This is a genomic window from Streptomyces sp. FXJ1.172, from assembly GCF_001636945.3.
Taxonomy (GTDB): Bacteria; Actinomycetota; Actinomycetes; order Streptomycetales; family Streptomycetaceae; genus Streptomyces.
Genome location: NZ_CP119133.2, coordinates 3,727,973 through 3,743,781, shown reverse-complemented (window position 1 = coordinate 3,743,781; position 15,809 = coordinate 3,727,973). Strand labels below are relative to the sequence as shown.

At 70.1% G+C, this 15,809-nt stretch carries 13 protein-coding genes and 4 pseudogenes; 15 read left to right on the top strand and 2 right to left on the bottom strand.

Going from position 1 to position 15,809, the window contains the following annotated elements; all coding sequences use genetic code 11:
* Positions 1 to 43 precede the first annotated feature (43 nt).
* The 5 genes and pseudogenes from A6P39_RS16480 (at position 44) to moeZ (ending at position 6,201) form a co-directional block, all read left to right on the top strand.
* Complete coding sequence (locus A6P39_RS16480) at positions 44 to 1,741, top strand: glycosyltransferase (RefSeq protein ID WP_067038772.1); 1,698 nt, start codon at positions 44 to 46, stop codon at positions 1,739 to 1,741.
* 194 nt (positions 1,742 to 1,935) lie between these two features.
* A pseudogene (locus tag A6P39_RS16475) lies at positions 1,936 to 3,016 on the top strand (hypothetical protein).
* Positions 3,017 to 3,263: 247 nt separating this feature from the next.
* Entirely contained in the window at positions 3,264 to 4,223 is a 960-nt protein-coding gene (locus tag A6P39_RS16470; protein ID WP_067038666.1) for an NAD-dependent epimerase/dehydratase family protein, read from the top strand.
* Complete coding sequence (locus A6P39_RS16465) at positions 4,211 to 4,960, top strand: spherulation-specific family 4 protein (protein ID WP_067038664.1); 750 nt, start codon at positions 4,211 to 4,213, stop codon at positions 4,958 to 4,960. Before A6P39_RS16470 ends, A6P39_RS16465 begins: the two co-directional genes overlap by 13 nt.
* A gap of 62 nt (positions 4,961 to 5,022) precedes the next feature.
* On the top strand, positions 5,023 to 6,201 hold the full coding sequence (gene moeZ, locus A6P39_RS16460; protein WP_067038662.1) for an adenylyltransferase/sulfurtransferase MoeZ: 1,179 nt from the start codon (positions 5,023 to 5,025) through the stop codon (positions 6,199 to 6,201).
* Between the two features lie 165 nt (positions 6,202 to 6,366).
* Here moeZ and A6P39_RS16455 read toward each other — a convergent pair whose 3' ends face one another.
* Positions 6,367 to 6,693 carry a hypothetical protein gene (locus A6P39_RS16455; protein WP_234378656.1) on the bottom strand — a complete coding sequence of 109 codons (327 nt, stop codon included), beginning with the start codon at positions 6,691 to 6,693 and terminating at the stop codon, positions 6,367 to 6,369.
* Positions 6,694 to 7,041: 348 nt separating this feature from the next.
* Between A6P39_RS16455 and A6P39_RS16450 the strand changes: the two genes are divergently transcribed.
* The 3 genes from A6P39_RS16450 (at position 7,042) to A6P39_RS16440 (ending at position 10,515) form a co-directional block, all read left to right on the top strand.
* Positions 7,042 to 7,251 (top strand): hypothetical protein, encoded by a 210-nt coding sequence (locus tag A6P39_RS16450; protein ID WP_159395904.1) that lies wholly within the window; start codon positions 7,042 to 7,044, stop codon positions 7,249 to 7,251.
* A 639-nt stretch (positions 7,252 to 7,890) separates the two neighbouring features.
* A complete protein-coding gene (locus A6P39_RS16445; protein WP_067038655.1) occupies positions 7,891 to 8,337 on the top strand; it encodes a hypothetical protein in 447 nt (148 codons plus the stop codon).
* Positions 8,338 to 8,607: 270 nt separating this feature from the next.
* The gene (locus A6P39_RS16440) at positions 8,608 to 10,515 is read left to right on the top strand and encodes a hypothetical protein (RefSeq protein WP_067038653.1); all 1,908 of its coding nucleotides are present in this window, start codon (positions 8,608 to 8,610) and stop codon (positions 10,513 to 10,515) included.
* 313 nt (positions 10,516 to 10,828) lie between these two features.
* On the opposite strand, the pseudogene A6P39_RS16435 reads toward A6P39_RS16440, so the two are convergent.
* Positions 10,829 to 12,035 (bottom strand): annotated as a pseudogene (locus A6P39_RS16435) (IS256 family transposase).
* A gap of 102 nt (positions 12,036 to 12,137) precedes the next feature.
* Here A6P39_RS16435 and A6P39_RS16425 point away from each other — a divergent pair.
* The 7 genes and pseudogenes from A6P39_RS16425 to A6P39_RS16395 form a co-directional block, all read left to right on the top strand.
* Complete coding sequence (locus A6P39_RS16425) at positions 12,138 to 12,302, top strand: hypothetical protein (RefSeq protein WP_159395903.1); 165 nt, start codon at positions 12,138 to 12,140, stop codon at positions 12,300 to 12,302.
* Positions 12,302 to 12,493: a mobile element transfer protein gene (locus A6P39_RS16420; RefSeq protein WP_067038649.1), complete on the top strand. Its 192-nt coding sequence runs from the start codon at positions 12,302 to 12,304 to the stop codon at positions 12,491 to 12,493. Before A6P39_RS16425 ends, A6P39_RS16420 begins: the two co-directional genes overlap by 1 nt.
* A 9-nt stretch (positions 12,494 to 12,502) precedes the next feature.
* Positions 12,503 to 12,697, top strand: a complete 195-nt coding sequence (locus A6P39_RS16415) for a hypothetical protein (protein WP_067038647.1) — start codon at positions 12,503 to 12,505, stop codon at positions 12,695 to 12,697.
* A gap of 14 nt (positions 12,698 to 12,711) precedes the next feature.
* Positions 12,712 to 12,957 (top strand): SpdD protein, encoded by a 246-nt coding sequence (locus A6P39_RS16410; protein ID WP_067038645.1) that lies wholly within the window; start codon positions 12,712 to 12,714, stop codon positions 12,955 to 12,957.
* Positions 12,958 to 13,088: 131 nt separating this feature from the next.
* Positions 13,089 to 14,389 (top strand): annotated as a pseudogene (locus A6P39_RS16405) (replication initiator).
* Complete coding sequence (locus A6P39_RS16400) at positions 14,382 to 14,621, top strand: helix-turn-helix transcriptional regulator (protein ID WP_067038643.1); 240 nt, start codon at positions 14,382 to 14,384, stop codon at positions 14,619 to 14,621. Before A6P39_RS16405 ends, A6P39_RS16400 begins: the two are co-directional and overlap by 8 nt.
* A pseudogene (locus A6P39_RS16395) lies at positions 14,621 to 15,778 on the top strand (tyrosine-type recombinase/integrase); the annotation flags it as partial. The gene A6P39_RS16400 and the pseudogene A6P39_RS16395, both read left to right, overlap by 1 nt.
* Between the last annotated feature and the right edge of the window lie 31 nt (positions 15,779 to 15,809).

Sequence of the window (15,809 nt, the reverse complement as noted above, 5' to 3'; positions counted from 1 at the left end):
ACACGTGCGCATCGGACTGCTTACGGAGGGTGGCTACCCGTATGTGAGCGGTGACGCCGGACTGTGGTGCGACCGGCTCGTGCGCGGGCTCGAGCAGCACGAGTTCGACATCTACGCGCTCAGCCGCAGCCGGCGCCAGGAGGAAGAGGGCTGGGTCCCGCTCCCGCCGCAGGTGAGCCGGGTGCGTACGGCGCCGCTGTGGACGGCCGGGGACGACGCGACCGGGTACGGCCGACGCGCGCGCCGGCGCTTCACCGAGTGCTACGGGGAGCTGGTCGCGGCGGTGTGCGCCGGAGCCGCCCAGGGCATCGGCAGCGCGCGCGACGGCGCGTCGGGAGACGGGGCCGGGGCAGGGTCCGCCGATCTGGCGGACCGTTTCGGCAGCGCGCTGTACGGACTCGCGGAACTCGCCCGCGAAAAGGGCGGACTGGCCGGTGCCCTGCGCTCGGACGCCGCCGTACGCGCCCTGGAACGCGCCTGCCGCGCTCCCGGCGCGCTGCGCACGGCGCACGAGGCGCGCGTCCCCGACCTGCTCACCGTCACCGCGCACCTCGAACGCACCCTGCGCCCCCTCTCCCTCGACTGGTACGGCGACGACGGCCTCGGCGCGGCCGACCTCAGCCACGCCACCGCCGGCGGCCCCGCCGCCCTCCCCGGGCTGCTCGCCCGGCACTTCTGCGGCGTACCCCTGCTCGTCACCGAGTACGGCGTGCAACTGCGCTCGCACTACCTGGCCCTCGGCCCCGACGCCGCCGCACCCGCCGTGCGAGCGCTCCTGGCGGCCTTCCACGGCCGGCTCGCCGCCGAGGTCTACCGCCGCGCCGAGATCCTCACACCCGGCAACGCGCACGCCCGCCGCTGGCAGGAACGGTGCGGCGCCGACCGGGCCAGGATCCGCACGGTCCACCCGGGCATGGACGCCGCCCGTTTCGCGGAGGTCGGCGAGTCCCCCGACCGCGCCGACCCCGACACCCTGGTGTGGGTCGGGCGCGTCGAGCCCGCCAAGGACCTGATCTCGCTGCTGCACGCCTTCGCCGAGGTCCGCAAGGAGGAGCCCAAGGCGCGCCTCAGAATCGTCGGCGCGCCCTTCGGCCCCGAGGGCGCGGCCTACCTCGGCCACTGCCGGGCCCTTGCCGCACAGCTCTTCCCGGACGAGGCGGACGGTGCGCACGCCGTCGGCGACAATCCGGTCTCCTTCGAGGAGATCGGCGGCCCCGAGGCCCCGGCCCTGCCCGACGCGTACGCCGCCGGCGCGGTGGTCGTGCTGTCCAGCGTGGTGGAGGGTTTCCCCATCGGCCTCGTCGAGGCCATGCTCTGCGGCCGGGCCACGGTGTCCACGGACGTCGGCGCGGTGGTGGAGGTCATCGGCGGCACCGGGCTCGTCGTGCCCCCGCGCAATCCACGGGCGCTCGCCGAGGCGTGCGTGGCGCTGCTGCACGACCCCGAGCGCCGTGAGCGCCTCGGTGCCGCCGCGCGCGCCCGCGCGCTCGAGCTGTTCACCGTCGAGCAGAACGTCTCGGCATTTCACAGCATTTACCTGCAGATCGTTTCGCACTGCCCGGTCCGGCGGGTGGTCCTCGACGCGGCCGGCGAACCGCTGCCGTTCGCCGCGCCCGCCGAATCCCGCGTCCCCGGCCGCTGGACCGGCCCCACGGCCCGTGTCCTGCCCCGGACCGTCCCCGGCTGGGCCACGACCGCACCGGTGCGCGCGACACCACTGGCGGCGGCGGAGGGGGCGTGATGGACGCACAGGACGACGACCACCACGGCGGCGAAGACGGGTTCGGCGGATCCGACCGGCCCCGCATGCCCAGCGGCGCCGAACCGTGGACCGGGGCCGCGCCCCACAGGCGTGGACCCGCGGCGGCTTCGGCCCCCGTGAGCGCCCCCGGCTCACCGGTGCGCACCGCGCCCCGGCGCGGTGCCGCCGACCCCGTGAAGGCCCTGCTGCACCGGCACCGTGCGCTGTGCGAGCGGGCGGTGGACCCGTTGGAGATCGCCGCCGGGCTGGAGGCGCACGGCATCACCGACCGGGCCGCGGCCCGGTTCCGGCATCGTGATGTCTTCTCGCTGGCCGAGGAGTTGTACGCGCGCGTGCCGCGCGGCAGCGGCGAGGAGTGCCCCGAGCCGGGGCCCCCGCCCGTACCCCGCGTACGGGCCGACCGGGTCCTGCTCGCCCTCCTGCCCGGTGCGCTCGGCGCGGCCACCACCGCCGGACTGCGCCTCACCGAGGGACACCTCCGCCTCCTCGTCGCCCTCGCCGGTGTCCTCGCCCTCGCCCTCGTCACGCGCGCTGCTGCGCCACGGCCCGCTGGCGGGCCGTGGCGCAGCGCGCGCGTGGCGCACGGGCACCGGCACGCGCGCGTGGACCCTCTGGCTGCTTGGGTACGCCCTCTTCGGCGACGGCCTCCTCGACGCCGTCCTGACGGGCGGCCCCGATGCCCTGCCGACCGGCGCGCCGGACGGCCCATGGCCCACGGCCATCGCACCCGCCCTGGCCCTCACGCTGGCCTGCGCCCCGGCGGCCTGGTGCGCCCACCTGCTCAGCACGGGCGCCCGCCGCAGGCTGGCCGGCAGCCGAGGCCTGCAGGACTTCACGGCCGCCGCCACACCGCTGCTGTTCGGCACGTTCACCCTGTTCCTGGGCGCGCTCACCGCACTGCTGTTGCTGTGCGGCGGGCTCCTGCAGGAGCCCGCGGCCTACCCGCAGGCCCTCACCCTGGGCACGCTGCTCCTGCTCGCCCGGCTGCTCGCCGTACACCACCACCGGCACGCCCCGGCCCTCGCGCTGGGCGCCGCGGTGGCCACGGAGGCGGCGGCCCTCGCCCTGCCGCTGGCCGGCCGGCTGCCCGGCTGCGCCGTCCTGGCGGTCCCCGTCCGCACGCTCGTGAACGCCTGGGGCACCGCCGCCGTACCGGCCCTGGCCTGCGGCTGCGCGGCCCTGGCCCTGCTGGTCCACGCCGGCCGCACCCTCACCCGGGCCTCGGCCCACGCGCCCACGGGAGCCCCCGAGTGAACCTTCCGCCATCGGCCCGGCCGCAGGCCCCGACCCCCCGCCCGGAGCGCGTGACCGCCCCGGGCGGCGGCCGCACACGCCCGGCCCGCCACCGCAGGCGTCCGCGCCACCCCTCTGAAGGAGAACACCAGATGACCACCTCCCGACCCGGAGCGTCCGGAGCCACCGGAACAGCCGGAGCGCCCGCAGCGACGGGAGCCTTCGCCGTGGCAGGCTCCGCCGGCGCGCACACCCCGGGAGCCGCACGATGAGGGTCCTGCTGATCGGAGCCAACGGATACATCGGCCGCTTCGTCGCCGACCGCCTGCTCGCCGACCCGGCCGTCCAGCTCACCGCGCTCGGCCGCGGCGACGACGCCGACGTCCGCTTCGACCTCGCCACCGGCAGCCCGGGCGCTCTCACCCGCTTCCTCGACGCGGTCCATCCCGGCGTCGTCGTCAACTGCGCGGGCGCCACCCGCGGCGGCGCCCGCGAACTCACCCGGCACAACACCGTCGCCGTCGCCACCGTCTGCGAGGCCCTGCGCCGCAGCGGCTGCGGCGCCCGGCTGGTGCAGATCGGCTGCGGCTCGGAGTACGGCCCCAGCCAGCCGGGCTCCTCGACGGCCGAGGACGCGGTGCCCCGCCCCGGCGGCCCGTACGGCGTCAGCAAGCTCGCCGCGACCGAACTGGTCCTCGGCTCGGGCCTGGACGCCGTCGTGCTGCGCGTCTTCTCCCCGGCCGGCCCCGGCACCCCGGCCGGCTCGCCGCTGGGCCGCCTCGCCGAGGCCATGCGCCGAGCCATGCAGTCCGGCGACGGCGAACTCAAACTCGGCGGGCTCGGCGTCCAGCGCGACTTCATCGACGTACGCGATGTCGCGCGCGCCGTGCACGCCGCCTCGCTCTCCGCCGCGCAGGGCGTCATCAACATCGGCTCCGGCCGCGCCGTCCGCCTCCGCGACGCCGCCGCCGTACTCGCCCGGGTCGCCGGATACGGCGGCGCCCTGCACGAACTCGACGCCCCGCCCGGGCCGCTGCGCAGCGCCATCGGCCACCCCCGCACCGACTCCGACCACGCGGCCCCGGTCGCCTACCCGTACCCGGACGGCTGCGGCAGCTGGCAGCAGGCCGACGTGCGCACCGCGCGGGACCGGCTCGGCTGGCGGCCCCGCATCAACCTCGAAGAATCCCTGGCCGACATCTGGATGGAGGCGGCATGCCGCATCTGACCAGCACCCCGGCGGGCGCCACGAGCACCGGCCTGCGCACCGCGCTCGGTGTCCCCGGTTTCGCCCACCCGCTCGTCGCCCCCGCCCAGTGGGCCGCACTCGCCCGCCCGGGCACCCCGCTGGACTGGGTGGTCCTCAACGTGGCCGCCGGCCCCGGCACCCGCCCGGACCCGCACTGCCTGGAAGCCGCGGGCCGGCTGCGGGGTGCCGGCGTCCGCGTCCTCGGCCACCTGGACCTCGCGTACGGCGCCCGTGCCTTCGGCGACCTGCTCTCCGACGCCCACCGCCACCTCGACTGGTACCGGGTCGACGGCTTCCTGCTGGACCGCTGCCCCGCAGAGCGCACCGCGCTCCCCGATGTCCGCCGTGCGGTCACCACACTCCGGGCGATCAGTGACTCCGCCCACATCGTCCTCGGCCACGGCAGCCACCCGCACCCGGGCTACGCGGAGAACGCCGACCAGCTGGTGACCTTCCGCGGCCCCTGGTCCGGCTACCGCTGGTCGCAGGCCGCCGAGTGGACCGCCGACTATCCGCCGGACCGCTTCTGCCACTTCGTGCACGGCGTACCCCGCGGCCACCTGGACGAGGCGCTGCGCATCGCCCGCTGGCAGGGAGCCGCGACGATCTACTTCACCGACCGCACGGACCGCGGCGGCCGCGCCGACCCCTGGGAGACCATGCCCGGCTACTGGGACGACATCGTCTCGCGCATCGGAACAGGTGTCTCGGAATGAAGAAGGCCGTGGCAGTGTTACGGGAGAACAACCGTAGTGATTGACCGACCAACGGAGTCCCCGTGTCGCTGCCACCCCTGGTCGAGCCAGCTGATGAGCTCACCGTAGACGAGGTTCGCCGGTACTCCCGCCACCTGATCATCCCCGACGTGGGCATGGACGGGCAGAAGCGGCTGAAGAACGCCAAGGTGCTGTGCGTCGGCGCCGGCGGCCTGGGCTCGCCCGCGCTGATGTACCTGGCCGCCGCGGGCGTGGGCACCCTCGGCATCGTGGAGTTCGACGAGGTCGACGAGTCGAACCTGCAGCGCCAGATCATCCACAGCCAGGCCGACATCGGCCGCTCCAAGGCCGAGTCCGCCCGTGACACCGTCAAGGGCATCAACCCGTACGTGAACGTGATCCTTCACGAGGAGCGGCTCGAGGCCGACAACGTGATGGACATCTTCAGCCAGTACGACCTGATCGTCGACGGCACCGACAACTTCGCGACCCGCTACCTGGTCAACGACGCCTGCGTGCTGCTGAACAAGCCGTACGTGTGGGGCTCGATCTACCGCTTCGACGGCCAGGCCTCGGTCTTCTGGTCCGAGCACGGCCCCTGCTACCGCTGCCTCTACCCGGAGCCCCCGCCCCCCGGCATGGTCCCCTCCTGCGCCGAGGGCGGCGTTCTCGGCGTGCTGTGCGCGTCCATCGGCTCCATCCAGGTCAACGAGGCCATCAAGCTCCTCGCGGGCATCGGCGAGCCGCTGGTCGGCCGCCTGATGATCTACGACGCCCTGGAGATGCAGTACCGCACGGTCAAGGTCCGCAAGGACCCCGACTGCGCCGTCTGCGGCGAGAACCCGACCGTCACCGAACTCATCGACTACGAGGCCTTCTGCGGCGTCGTCTCCGAGGAGGCCCAGGAGGCGGCCGCTGGTTCGACGATCACTCCCAAGCAGCTCAAGGAGTGGATCGACGACGGCGAGAACATCGAGATCATCGACGTCCGCGAGCAGAACGAGTACGAGATCGTCTCCATCCCGGGCGCCAAGCTGATCCCGAAGAACGAGTTCCTCATGGGCAGCGCTCTGGAGGGCCTCCCGCAGGACAAGAAGATCGTCTTGCATTGCAAGACGGGTGTCCGCAGTGCGGAAGTCCTCGCGGTTCTGAAGTCCGCCGGCTTCGCCGACGCCGTCCACGTGGGCGGCGGCGTCATCGGCTGGGTCAACCAGATCGAACCCCACAAGCCGGTCTATTAATCAGCGGTTCCGCTGACCAGCGGGACAGAAGAAGCCCACGGCTCTGAGCTGCTCGGATGCCGTGGGCTTCTGTCGTTGGTGGTCGGCGTCGGGTGACCTCGGACGGCCCAGAGACGGCCCCGGCTTCGCCGGACCGTGGACCGTCTTCGTAGCTGTCTCGCGGGCTTATAGCTCCATGCGGGACGCACTGGCGCCTCGGCTGACGACAACGTGTGCCGGCCGGAACGGCAGACCGCGCAGCGTCGGCTCCATGACTTTGAAGAGAGCGTCTCCATCCGGTCCGTAGGCGTAGAGGACGGCCTCGCCCGCGCCGAACTCGTTGCCGTCGAACTCCCCGACCCCGGCCTCATCGATCGCTGCGGCCATCACCTCCTCAGCGGCGTAGACCTGCTCTCGCTGGTCGGCGTCGCCGAAACCGTCAGCGGCAAGCCGGAAGTGGGCGATCACGGCGTGCTCGTCGTCCCCGCTGTCCGGGGCACTGGGCGTCTCCATGGCGGAGACATTCTCATCGAGCTCTGATATCGGCTGCTTCGGCCGGGGTCACCGGGAGCTGGTGGCACGACCTCTTCGTTCCGAAGCAACTTGGGTGGGGGCTGTGCCTTGGGCTGGTGTGTCGCTCACCTGCGCTGATGGTCCTCAAGCGTCCGCGCTTGTCCGCCGTTGTTCGTGGGCGTTGTCACGCAGTTAGACACTCACTGCTGCTCTCCCTGTGCCTCGGGTCCCAATGCCCGCGGTTCGGTGACTGGGTCCTCAGCCGCGTGCTCCACGACGTGGCCAAGGGTGCCCATGAGGGGACTGGTCCAAAGGCCGGCCCGCCCGAACGAAGTCGCCGTATTCGTCTTGGACGATGTTCTCGTTGACCCACCGTCCCCGCCCTGCGCCCGTCGCCTGCTCGGCAGCGGCCAGTGCGTTCGACGGGTCCTCGGCCACGGCAACAAGTCGACCGAACTCTTCCGCGTCCGGGTCGGCGTCGAGCGGTGGAAACTCGCCCAGGTCAAGGAACCCCTCATGCCCGACGTCCTCGACGGCATGGACGTAGACCTCGTATGACGCCTTCGCTGGGCGGACCTCGACGTAGCTGACGCCGAGCCGACCTGGAGCACCGACCGGACCAAGGAATTGCTCCACCGGCCGACCTCGCTTCAGGGCCCCGACGATGAAGTCCTCTGTCAGGTAGCGCATCGACTGACCTGGGCGGAAGAGTGCCGACGTCTGTCGGGCGAACCCGTTGACTTCCTGGTGTTCCCCGTGATTCCCCGCACGATCTGGCATGCGTCTGGCACGACCTGTCCGTCCCAAACTCTCGGCCGGACGGCTAGACACTGGTCGTGCAGTCAACGGGGGCAGATAGGGCCACGGCCGGTCGAGGTGGTTACTTCGCTACTGCGCGAAAGGCGGGCCCAGCGTACGGCGTATGCCATGCACCAGCGTGCACATCACAGCCGCTGCCAGCGGTGGTGAGCCGCGTCGAAAGGGTTCACGATGGAGGGAACAGCGGCATAACAAGCAGAATGGTGATCATTCGGCTGGACTGGTCATCGTCACGTATTCCTAGCGTCTTCCCCGCTGCTTGCGCTGGTTTCGTCGTTGGGCGCGTCCCGAGCAGTCGATCACTGAGTGTGCCTGGCGGACCGGTTGCTCGCAAACCAGTCCACGGCCACAGGGGTTGCCGGGCCGAGGAAGGTCGTGATGACTACAGAGGCTGAACTGCTCAGGACCGATGATCAGCGGCTTGAGGAGTTGTTTCGCAGGAGTCCGGCCGGTGAGATCCCCAAAGGCCCGATGGAAGGCCGGGCGATCTTCCCCGATGCAGGGCCTGGGGGAGCGTGGCTGCTCGCCACCCTGATGCATCTGTTCGCGTGGCGGGGCAAGGTTTTCAGCCCGGACGGCTACCTCAGCAACCGGCTCACACCGATGGACATTCTGTCCATCGTCGCCATGGTCGCTCCCGGCCCGAGCCTTCTGGATGACCAAGAGTGCATCGTCATCGACTACTCCAACACGTCTCTGGTGTTCGGGAGCGTGCGCGATGAGATCCGCCAGGTCGGCCCCCACCTGTATTTGGGGCTGATCTGGCTGTCCGGCCGCAAGATCGGATGGTTCACACTGCGTTACCCGAATAGCGGCGATGCATAGGGCCGATTGCGCCGAAACCCTGATCGCGATCACACGGAGTGCCAGCCATCGACAGCGCGTCCTCCCGGCGAACGCTCGGCAAGACCGTCGTCACGTCAGACTTCCGGCCTGCGGGCGGACGTTCTGCACCGTGCGACACGACGAAAGGCCCCGATCTTGCTTCCCCCCACTGTTCACTCCCACGGAGCAACAGGGCGATACTCGCGTGGTGTTGGGCAGACCAAGCTCTGCCGGCGCCGCTCGGGCACCGCCCTTGCCGCATCGGCCACCATGGCCCTGGCCCTGGCGGGACTGCCCGCAGCCACGCCCTCCAGCACACCGGCCCCGTTGCACGGAACAGTCACCAGCGCGGGAAAGCCGCTGTCCCACGCCACCGTCACCCTCTTCGCCGGAGACCGGCAAGGCGCGCGGACACTGGGGCGCGCCACGACAGACACCAACGGAGCCTTCCAGATTCGGCCCAGCCGGCGTACGGGCCCTGTGCTCTACGTTGAAGCCGCGCCCGCCGGGGACCGGTCGTTGCGTATGCGCTCCGTCGTGGGGTTCGGCCCTGGAGGCGGCGTCGCGCAGCGCTCCGAGTCCGCTGTCACGGTCAATGAATTCACCACCGTCGCCGCCGCGTACGCATTGGCCCAGTTCACCGACCAGCGTGGCGTCACCGGGCCTAGCCCCGGCTTGGAGAACGCCGCAGCCACGTCCTACAGTCTCGCCGACCCGGCAACGGGTAAGCCCGGCAAGGTCGTCACCGATCAGAACAACGGCAGCAAGAACGACACTCTGGCCACCCTCGGCACCCTTGCGAACCTCATCTCGCTCTGCGCGCCGGGAGCGAACACCGGGCATTGCAACGACATGCTGCAACTGGCCACGCCGCAGGGCGGCAGCACACCGGGTGACACGACTCAAGCGGTGGCCAACCTCGCCATAAACCCGAGACTGGCCACACGCAAGCTGTACGCCCTGGCCGGACAGGCACACACCTACAGCCCCGCGCTCACCGCTGCCCCGGCGGCCTGGGTCCTGGCGCTGCACTACACCGCTCCGAAGGTCTACGCCCCCGGCCGGATCGCCGTCGACGCCAAGGGCAACATCTGGGCCGCCAACAACTGGCTGCCCGGAACACGAAACCCTAGCCCCTACGTCACCGTGCAGGACCCCGTGGGCAGTCCCATTTTCAACAGCCCCATCAGCGGCGGCGGCATGAAGGCGGGCGCCTGGGGCCTCGCCATCGACCACCAGGGCTTCGTCTGGGTGCCCAGCTACGCCGGGGACGCAATGGCGAAATACTCGCCGTCCGGGAAGCCGTTGTCGCCCAGCACGGGATTCAAGAACGGTGACCTGAACCACCCCCAGGGCACCGCGGTCGACCAGAGGGGCAACATCTGGATCGCGAACTTCTACGGCCTCAAGGGCAACCCTGGCAAGGGAAGCCTGATCGTCTACCCTCACGGTGACCCCTCCAAAGCGATCACCATCACCGGCGGCGGACTCGACCACCCGTTCTCCCTTCAGATCGACGGCTACGGCCGGGCCTGGGTCTCCAACGCCCGCTTCAACGGGGCGAAACACCTCGACACACGCGTACTCAAGGGCCACGTAGGCGGCAGCGTCACCGTCATCGGACCCGACTTCAAGCCGACCTCGTTCTCGCCCATCAAGGACGCCTCATTCGACTGGCCCCTCGCCCTCGCCGTCGACTCCAAGAACAACGTGTGGGTGCCGAGCTTCGTCAGCAACTCGGTCACCGAACTCGGGCCCGACGGAAAGGTCACAGGTGTACACAAACTCCCCACGGCCATCGCCCCCTGGTCCGTCGCCATCGACGGGTCCGACCACGTCTGGGTGGCTGGCTTCGGCGCCCCCACCGTCTCCGTCCTGTGCGGCGTGAACACCAGTGCCTGCCCGCCCGGCTCCTCCACCGGCTCCGTACTGTCACCGCCCGACGGCTACCGCAGCAAGTCCATCCAACACCTCACCGCCGTCCAGCTCGACCAGTCCGGCAACGTCTGGCTGGCCAACAACTGGTCCAAGATCATCCCACCCACCGGCGGCAATGGCCTGGTCGAACTCATCGGAGCCGCCACACCCGTCTGCACACCACTGAACCCCCTACCGGCCCGCCCGACAGCCACCGGCACATCCGCCTGCTCGGCTCAGACCGGCGTCCAGTCCAGATGAGAATGGCCCACGCAGCGCCGTCGTCGAGTACCAAAGGCCGGCAGAGTGATTTTGGCCGGGAGTTTCAATGAACGAGTCAAGGTCATGGGCCGCCCCCACCAGTGCGGGCGGCACCTCGTCTCGGAGATCGTTTGTGCCTCAGCCGACGAAAGTCAGCCACGACGGCGGGCACGCCGACCGATCACGCGCGCGTGTGCCTCGCTGCACCCCCACCGGTCTCCACCACGCTGCAGGCTTTGTGGCCTCGGGCTGAGTCAAGCCGTCTGCGTGATGGGGTGTGTCCAATCAACGGCTGATCTTGGTTGGTTGAGGGTCAGTTGCTGGTGGTGGGGGTGAGTCGTCCTTCGAAGGCGATCTGGAAGGCGTTCAGCGGTGCCTTCCAGCGCATCGTCCAGCGGCGCCGTCCCTTGCCAGTCGGGTCGAGGCTCATCAGCGCCATATAGACGCACTTCAACGCGGCAGCTTCCGAAGGGAAGTGGCCGCGGGCCCTCACGGCCTTGCGGATGCGGGCGTTCACGCTCTCAATTGCGTTCGTGCTGCAGATCACCTTGCGGATCTCGACGTCGAAGGAGAGGAAGGGCACCATCTCGGCCCAGGCGTCAGACCACAGCTTGATCACGGCCGGATACTTGGCGCCCACTTCTCGGAGAACTCCAGGAACCGCTCGGTCGCGGTGGCCTCGCTCGGCGCGGTGTAGACGGGGCGAAGGTCCTTGGCGAGTTTGTCCCAGTCCTGGCGGGCGCAGTAACGGATACTGTTGCGAATCAAGTGAACGATGCACGTCTGCACGACAGTTCGCGGCCAGACTGTCTCGACCGCGTCCGGTAGACCCTTCAGCCCATCGCAGACCAGCATCAGGACATCTTCAACTCCCCGATTCTTCAGCTCTGTAAAGACCTGGAGCCAGTGCTTGGCGCCCTCACCGCCGTCGCCAGCCCAGATCCCCAGGATGTCGCGAGTGCCCTCGACCGTGACCGCCATAGCCACGTAGATGGGACGGTTAGCGACCTTGCCGTCGCGAATCTTTACGTTGATGGCGTCCACGAAGACGACCGGATAGACACGGTCCAACGGGCGGGCCTGCCATTCCGCCATGCCCTCCACCACCTTGTCCGTGATCGTCGTGATGGTCTGCTTGGAGACCTCCGCTCCGTACACCTCGGCCAGATGAGCCGATATCTCCCCGTGGGTGAGGCCCTTCGCGGACAGTGAGAGCACCATCTCGTCGACACCGGTCAGGCGCCGCTGCCGCTTGCGGACGATCTGCGGCTCGAAGGTGCCGGCCTGTCACGGGGCACCCTCACCTCGACCGGGCCAACGTCGGTCAGCACCGTCTTCGACCGAGTGCCGTTCCGGCTGTTGCCGCTGCCTCGGCCCGCCGCGTCGTGCTTGTCATAGCCGACGTGATCGGTGATCTCGCCCTCCAGGGCGGACTCGAGCACCCGCTTGGTCAGCTGCTGCAACAGCCCACCCTCACCTGTCAGCTGGAGGCCGTCAGATCGGGCGCGGTCGACCAGCATCGCGATCAACTGCTCGTCCGACACTGCCTCCGCGGCCGACTCGACTACCGGCTCCTCCGCGGCCCCGTGCTGAGTGATGGTCTCGCTCATTCAGGCGTCTCCTTGATCATCGGATCCGCCGTCTATTGGACACTCCCCACCGAAGCCGTGCTGATCGCCGAACCGGTGATCCTCGCCGCCGACAGTTACGAGGGCGACGAGATCTTGCGCTGGCTGGCCGACCACGTCACCGACTTCACCGGCGAGAACGACGAGGAGACCCGCTGATGCCTGCCAACCGCCGCTTCCGCAACGTCGTCCGGATCGGTCCCGTTCAGGTCGCCACGTACTACGACGGCCGGGGCCGCGAGAAGCACGCCGCCGCCTGCACGGCCCCGCGCTGCGGCTTCTCCACGGACTACGACAGCCGCGCCGCCGCCGAACTGGCCGCCCGTACCCACCGCTGTGCCGTCCGCTGAGGAGAATCCGTGACCGTCTCGCTGCCGCTCGTCTTCTTCCTGGGCGTCATCGCCTGGGCCGCGATCAAGTTCCTCGGTATCCGCCTCTGGGTCGCCGTCGTGATCGCGTTGTTCGGCTTCTGGCTCTCGCACACCTTCCTCGCCCCGGCCACCGACTCCGGCACCCGCTCAGGGGTCGGCGTCATCAATGGCACCCACAAGTGACAAGGAGGCTCGCCATGTTTCGCCCCAGGCTCCCCGACGTTCCGACCTTGCCGACGACACCGACCGTCCTTCCGCAGAGGCAGGCTCCGGTTCCCTCCGCAGGCCGGTCGCTGACTCCCTACGCGGGCGCGGTCGCCGCCGTGGTCGTCGTCGGCGTCGTACTCACCGCGCTCCTGGCGGCTGTCGCCATATCGGCCGTGTCGGTAGCCATCGCCGCCGTAGTCCTGCGCTCCCTGCTCAACGGCGCCAACAAGCGCTGACCGGCCACCGGGGCGGCAACAAGCCGCCAAGCATCCCGCCGCCCCGGGGCCGCCCCTCCCAACCGTCGGAACAGCAGAAAGGAAGTCCCATCATCACCCGGCAGACTCTGCCCCCGCTGGCGGAACTCTCCATGCTGGCCTCCCTCGGCACCATGCCGGAGCTGGCCCACCAACTCTCCGGTCTGGGCGGCTGCACCCACCCCGTCCGCCTCGACGGCCACCGCACCGAATACGAAGTCGACACGGCAACCGGCGAGATCGGCAACGTCCTCAACCACCTCGACTCCACCACTCTCCCCGCCGGACAGCTGCTCGTCCGATGCAACAACCGCCGCGCGACCCGGTGCGCGGCCTGCGCCGAGACCTACCGCCGCGACACCTACCACTTGATCACCGCTGGCCGCGGCGGCAAGGGTACGTCGGAACACGTGGCGAGCCATCCGCGCGTCTTCGCCACCTTCACCGCCCCGAGCTTCGGGCCGGTCCACAACCGTCCCTCTGGCGGTCGGAACTGCCGATGCGGCATTCGCCACGACGAGCAGGATCCCGCCCTGGGCACTCCGCTCGATCCGGACAGGTACGACTACGAAGCGGCCGTTCTCTGGAACGCCCACGCCGGTGCTCTCTGGCGGCGCTTCTCGATCTACCTCCGACGGGAGGTCGCCAAGCGCGCGGGCCTCACCCAACGCGCGTTCCCCGATCACGCACGGATCTCGTTCGCGAAGGTGGCCGAGTACCAAAAGCGGGGCGCGGTCCACTTCCACGCGGTCATCCGCCTCGACGGCCCGGAAGGCGGAGAGACCGCACCCCCAGCCTGGGCGTCAGCCGAACTGCTCACCGACGCAATCCGAGCCGCCGCCACCGCGGCGCGCGTGGACGGACCGGAGATCGACGGCCGGGCACACGGCTTCGTCTTCGGCCGACAGCTCGATGTCCGCACCATCCGCTCCGCCGACTTCGACGACGGCCAGGAGCTGACCGAGCGAGCCGTAGCGGCGTACATCGCCAAGTACGCCACCAAAGGCGCCGAGACGGCGACCGGCACTCTGGACCGCCCGATCCGCTTCCTCGCCGAGCTGGCCCAGGCCCGGCTCAGCGACCACGCCCGGCGCATGATCCGAACTGCCTGGTCCCTCGGCGCTCGCCCTGAGTTAGCAGACCTCCGGCTTCGGTCGTGGGCCCACATGCTCGGCTTCCGCGGTCACTTCTCCACCAAGTCCCGCCGCTACTCCACCACCCTCGGCGCTCTCCGCGACGCCCGCGCCGACTGGCGCCCCGCCCAAGCGGCTCCGGCCGTCCCGCAGGACGGCGAAACCACGCTCGTCCTCGCCCACTGGGTGTTCGCCGGAACCGGCCTCAGCAACGCCGAATCCTGGCTCGCCGCTTCACTCGAACCCGCCCCGGTACGGAAGGAGAACCCACGCATGGCTGACCGACGCCGCGCCTCGGCGGAAGTGACCCCCGCACCGCGTGCCCTGCCCACACGGTTCCTGACTCCTGACGACCTGGTGGAGATGTTCGAGCTGCCCAGCGTCGAGACGGTCTATCAGTGGCGCCGTAAACACACCGGTCCGCGTGGTTTCCGGGTCGGCCGGCACTTGCGCTTCGACCCGGACGACGTACGCACTTGGGTGGAGTCCCAGCTCAAGGGGGCCGCTGCCTGATGGCCGGACACATCCAAGACCGCTGGTACAAGGCCGAGGTCGGTTCGGACGGCAAGACGCGCAAGGTCAAGACCGACCGGTACGGCACGGGGATGCGCTACCGCGCTCGCTACGTGGGCCCGGACGGCACCGAGAAGTCCAAGAGCTTCCCCGACCGTCAGAAGCGGCTCGCCGAGCAGTGGCTCTCGCAGGTCGAGGCGGACATGGCGCGCGGGCAGTACATCGACCCGCAGGCCGGTCGCCTCACCGTGCGCCAGCACGCCGAACGGTGGCTTGCGTCCCTCACCATGGACCCCGGCACCTTCGTGGGCACCGAGCAGCGGATTCGCCTGCACGTCCTGCCGTACCTCGGCAGCCGTACGCTGGGCTCGCTACGGCCGACGCACATGAGTGAGTGGTTGCGGAAGCTGCATGACGGGGGAGTGGCCCCCGCCTATCAGCGGGTGATCTTCGCGAACCTCTCCACCATGCTGACGGCGGCCGTGGATGACCGTCTCATCCCAGAGAACCCGTGCCGGTCGTCGTCCGTGCGGGCGCCGAAGCTCGACCCCCGCCGCATCGTCCCCTGGCCTCGCGAGCGCGTTCTGGCGGTGCGTTCGGCACTGCCGTAGCAGTACCGGGCCATGGTGGACCTGGCTGGGGGATGCGGCCTGCGTCAGGGTGAGGTCCTGGGACTGGCGGTCGAAGACGTGGACTTCATCGAGGGTGTGATTCACGTCGTACGGCAGGTCAAGCTCATCCGTAACCGGCCGGTGTTCGCGCCGCCAAAAGGAGCCAAGACACGCACGGTTCCCCTGCCCGAAAGCGTCGCCCGGTCGGTCGAGAAGCACATCAGCGAGCATTCGCCGGCCGAAGTGACGCTGCCTTGGCGGGCTGTCGACGGCGCACCGGTCACGGCATCGCTGATCTTCCACCGGGACCAGGGCCGTCCGGTCAACCGCAACGACTTCAACCGTGGTGCCTGGCGCCCGGCTCTCGATGCGGCGAACGTCCCTCCCGGCCGGGCGAGCGGAATGCACGCGCTGAGGCACTTCTACGCCTCCGTCCTCCTGGACGCCGGAGAGAGCATCAAGGCCCTATCCGAATACCTGGGCCACCATGATCCGGGCTTCACGCTCCGGACGTACACGCATCTCATGCCGAGCAGCGAGAAGCGGAAGCCCCCGTCCTTGTACGGGCTCCCCTGCG

Bases quoted from the DNA above. Each gene is read 5' to 3' on its own strand.
- A6P39_RS16470 (WP_067038666.1), top strand. From the start codon at position 3,264: ATGAGGGTCCTGCTGATCGGAGCCAACGGATACATCGGCCGCTTCGTC.
- A6P39_RS16465 (WP_067038664.1), top strand. From the start codon at position 4,211: ATGCCGCATCTGACCAGCACCCCGGCGGGCGCCACGAGCACCGGCCTG.
- A6P39_RS16455 (WP_234378656.1), bottom strand. From the start codon at position 6,693: ATGGAGACGCCCAGTGCCCCGGACAGCGGGGACGACGAGCACGCCGTG.
- A6P39_RS16445 (WP_067038655.1), top strand. From the start codon at position 7,891: ATGACTACAGAGGCTGAACTGCTCAGGACCGATGATCAGCGGCTTGAG.
- A6P39_RS16440 (WP_067038653.1), top strand. From the start codon at position 8,608: ATGGCCCTGGCCCTGGCGGGACTGCCCGCAGCCACGCCCTCCAGCACA.
- A6P39_RS16420 (WP_067038649.1), top strand. From the start codon at position 12,302: ATGCCTGCCAACCGCCGCTTCCGCAACGTCGTCCGGATCGGTCCCGTT.
- A6P39_RS16410 (WP_067038645.1), top strand. From the start codon at position 12,712: ATGTTTCGCCCCAGGCTCCCCGACGTTCCGACCTTGCCGACGACACCG.
- A6P39_RS16400 (WP_067038643.1), top strand. From the start codon at position 14,382: ATGGCTGACCGACGCCGCGCCTCGGCGGAAGTGACCCCCGCACCGCGT.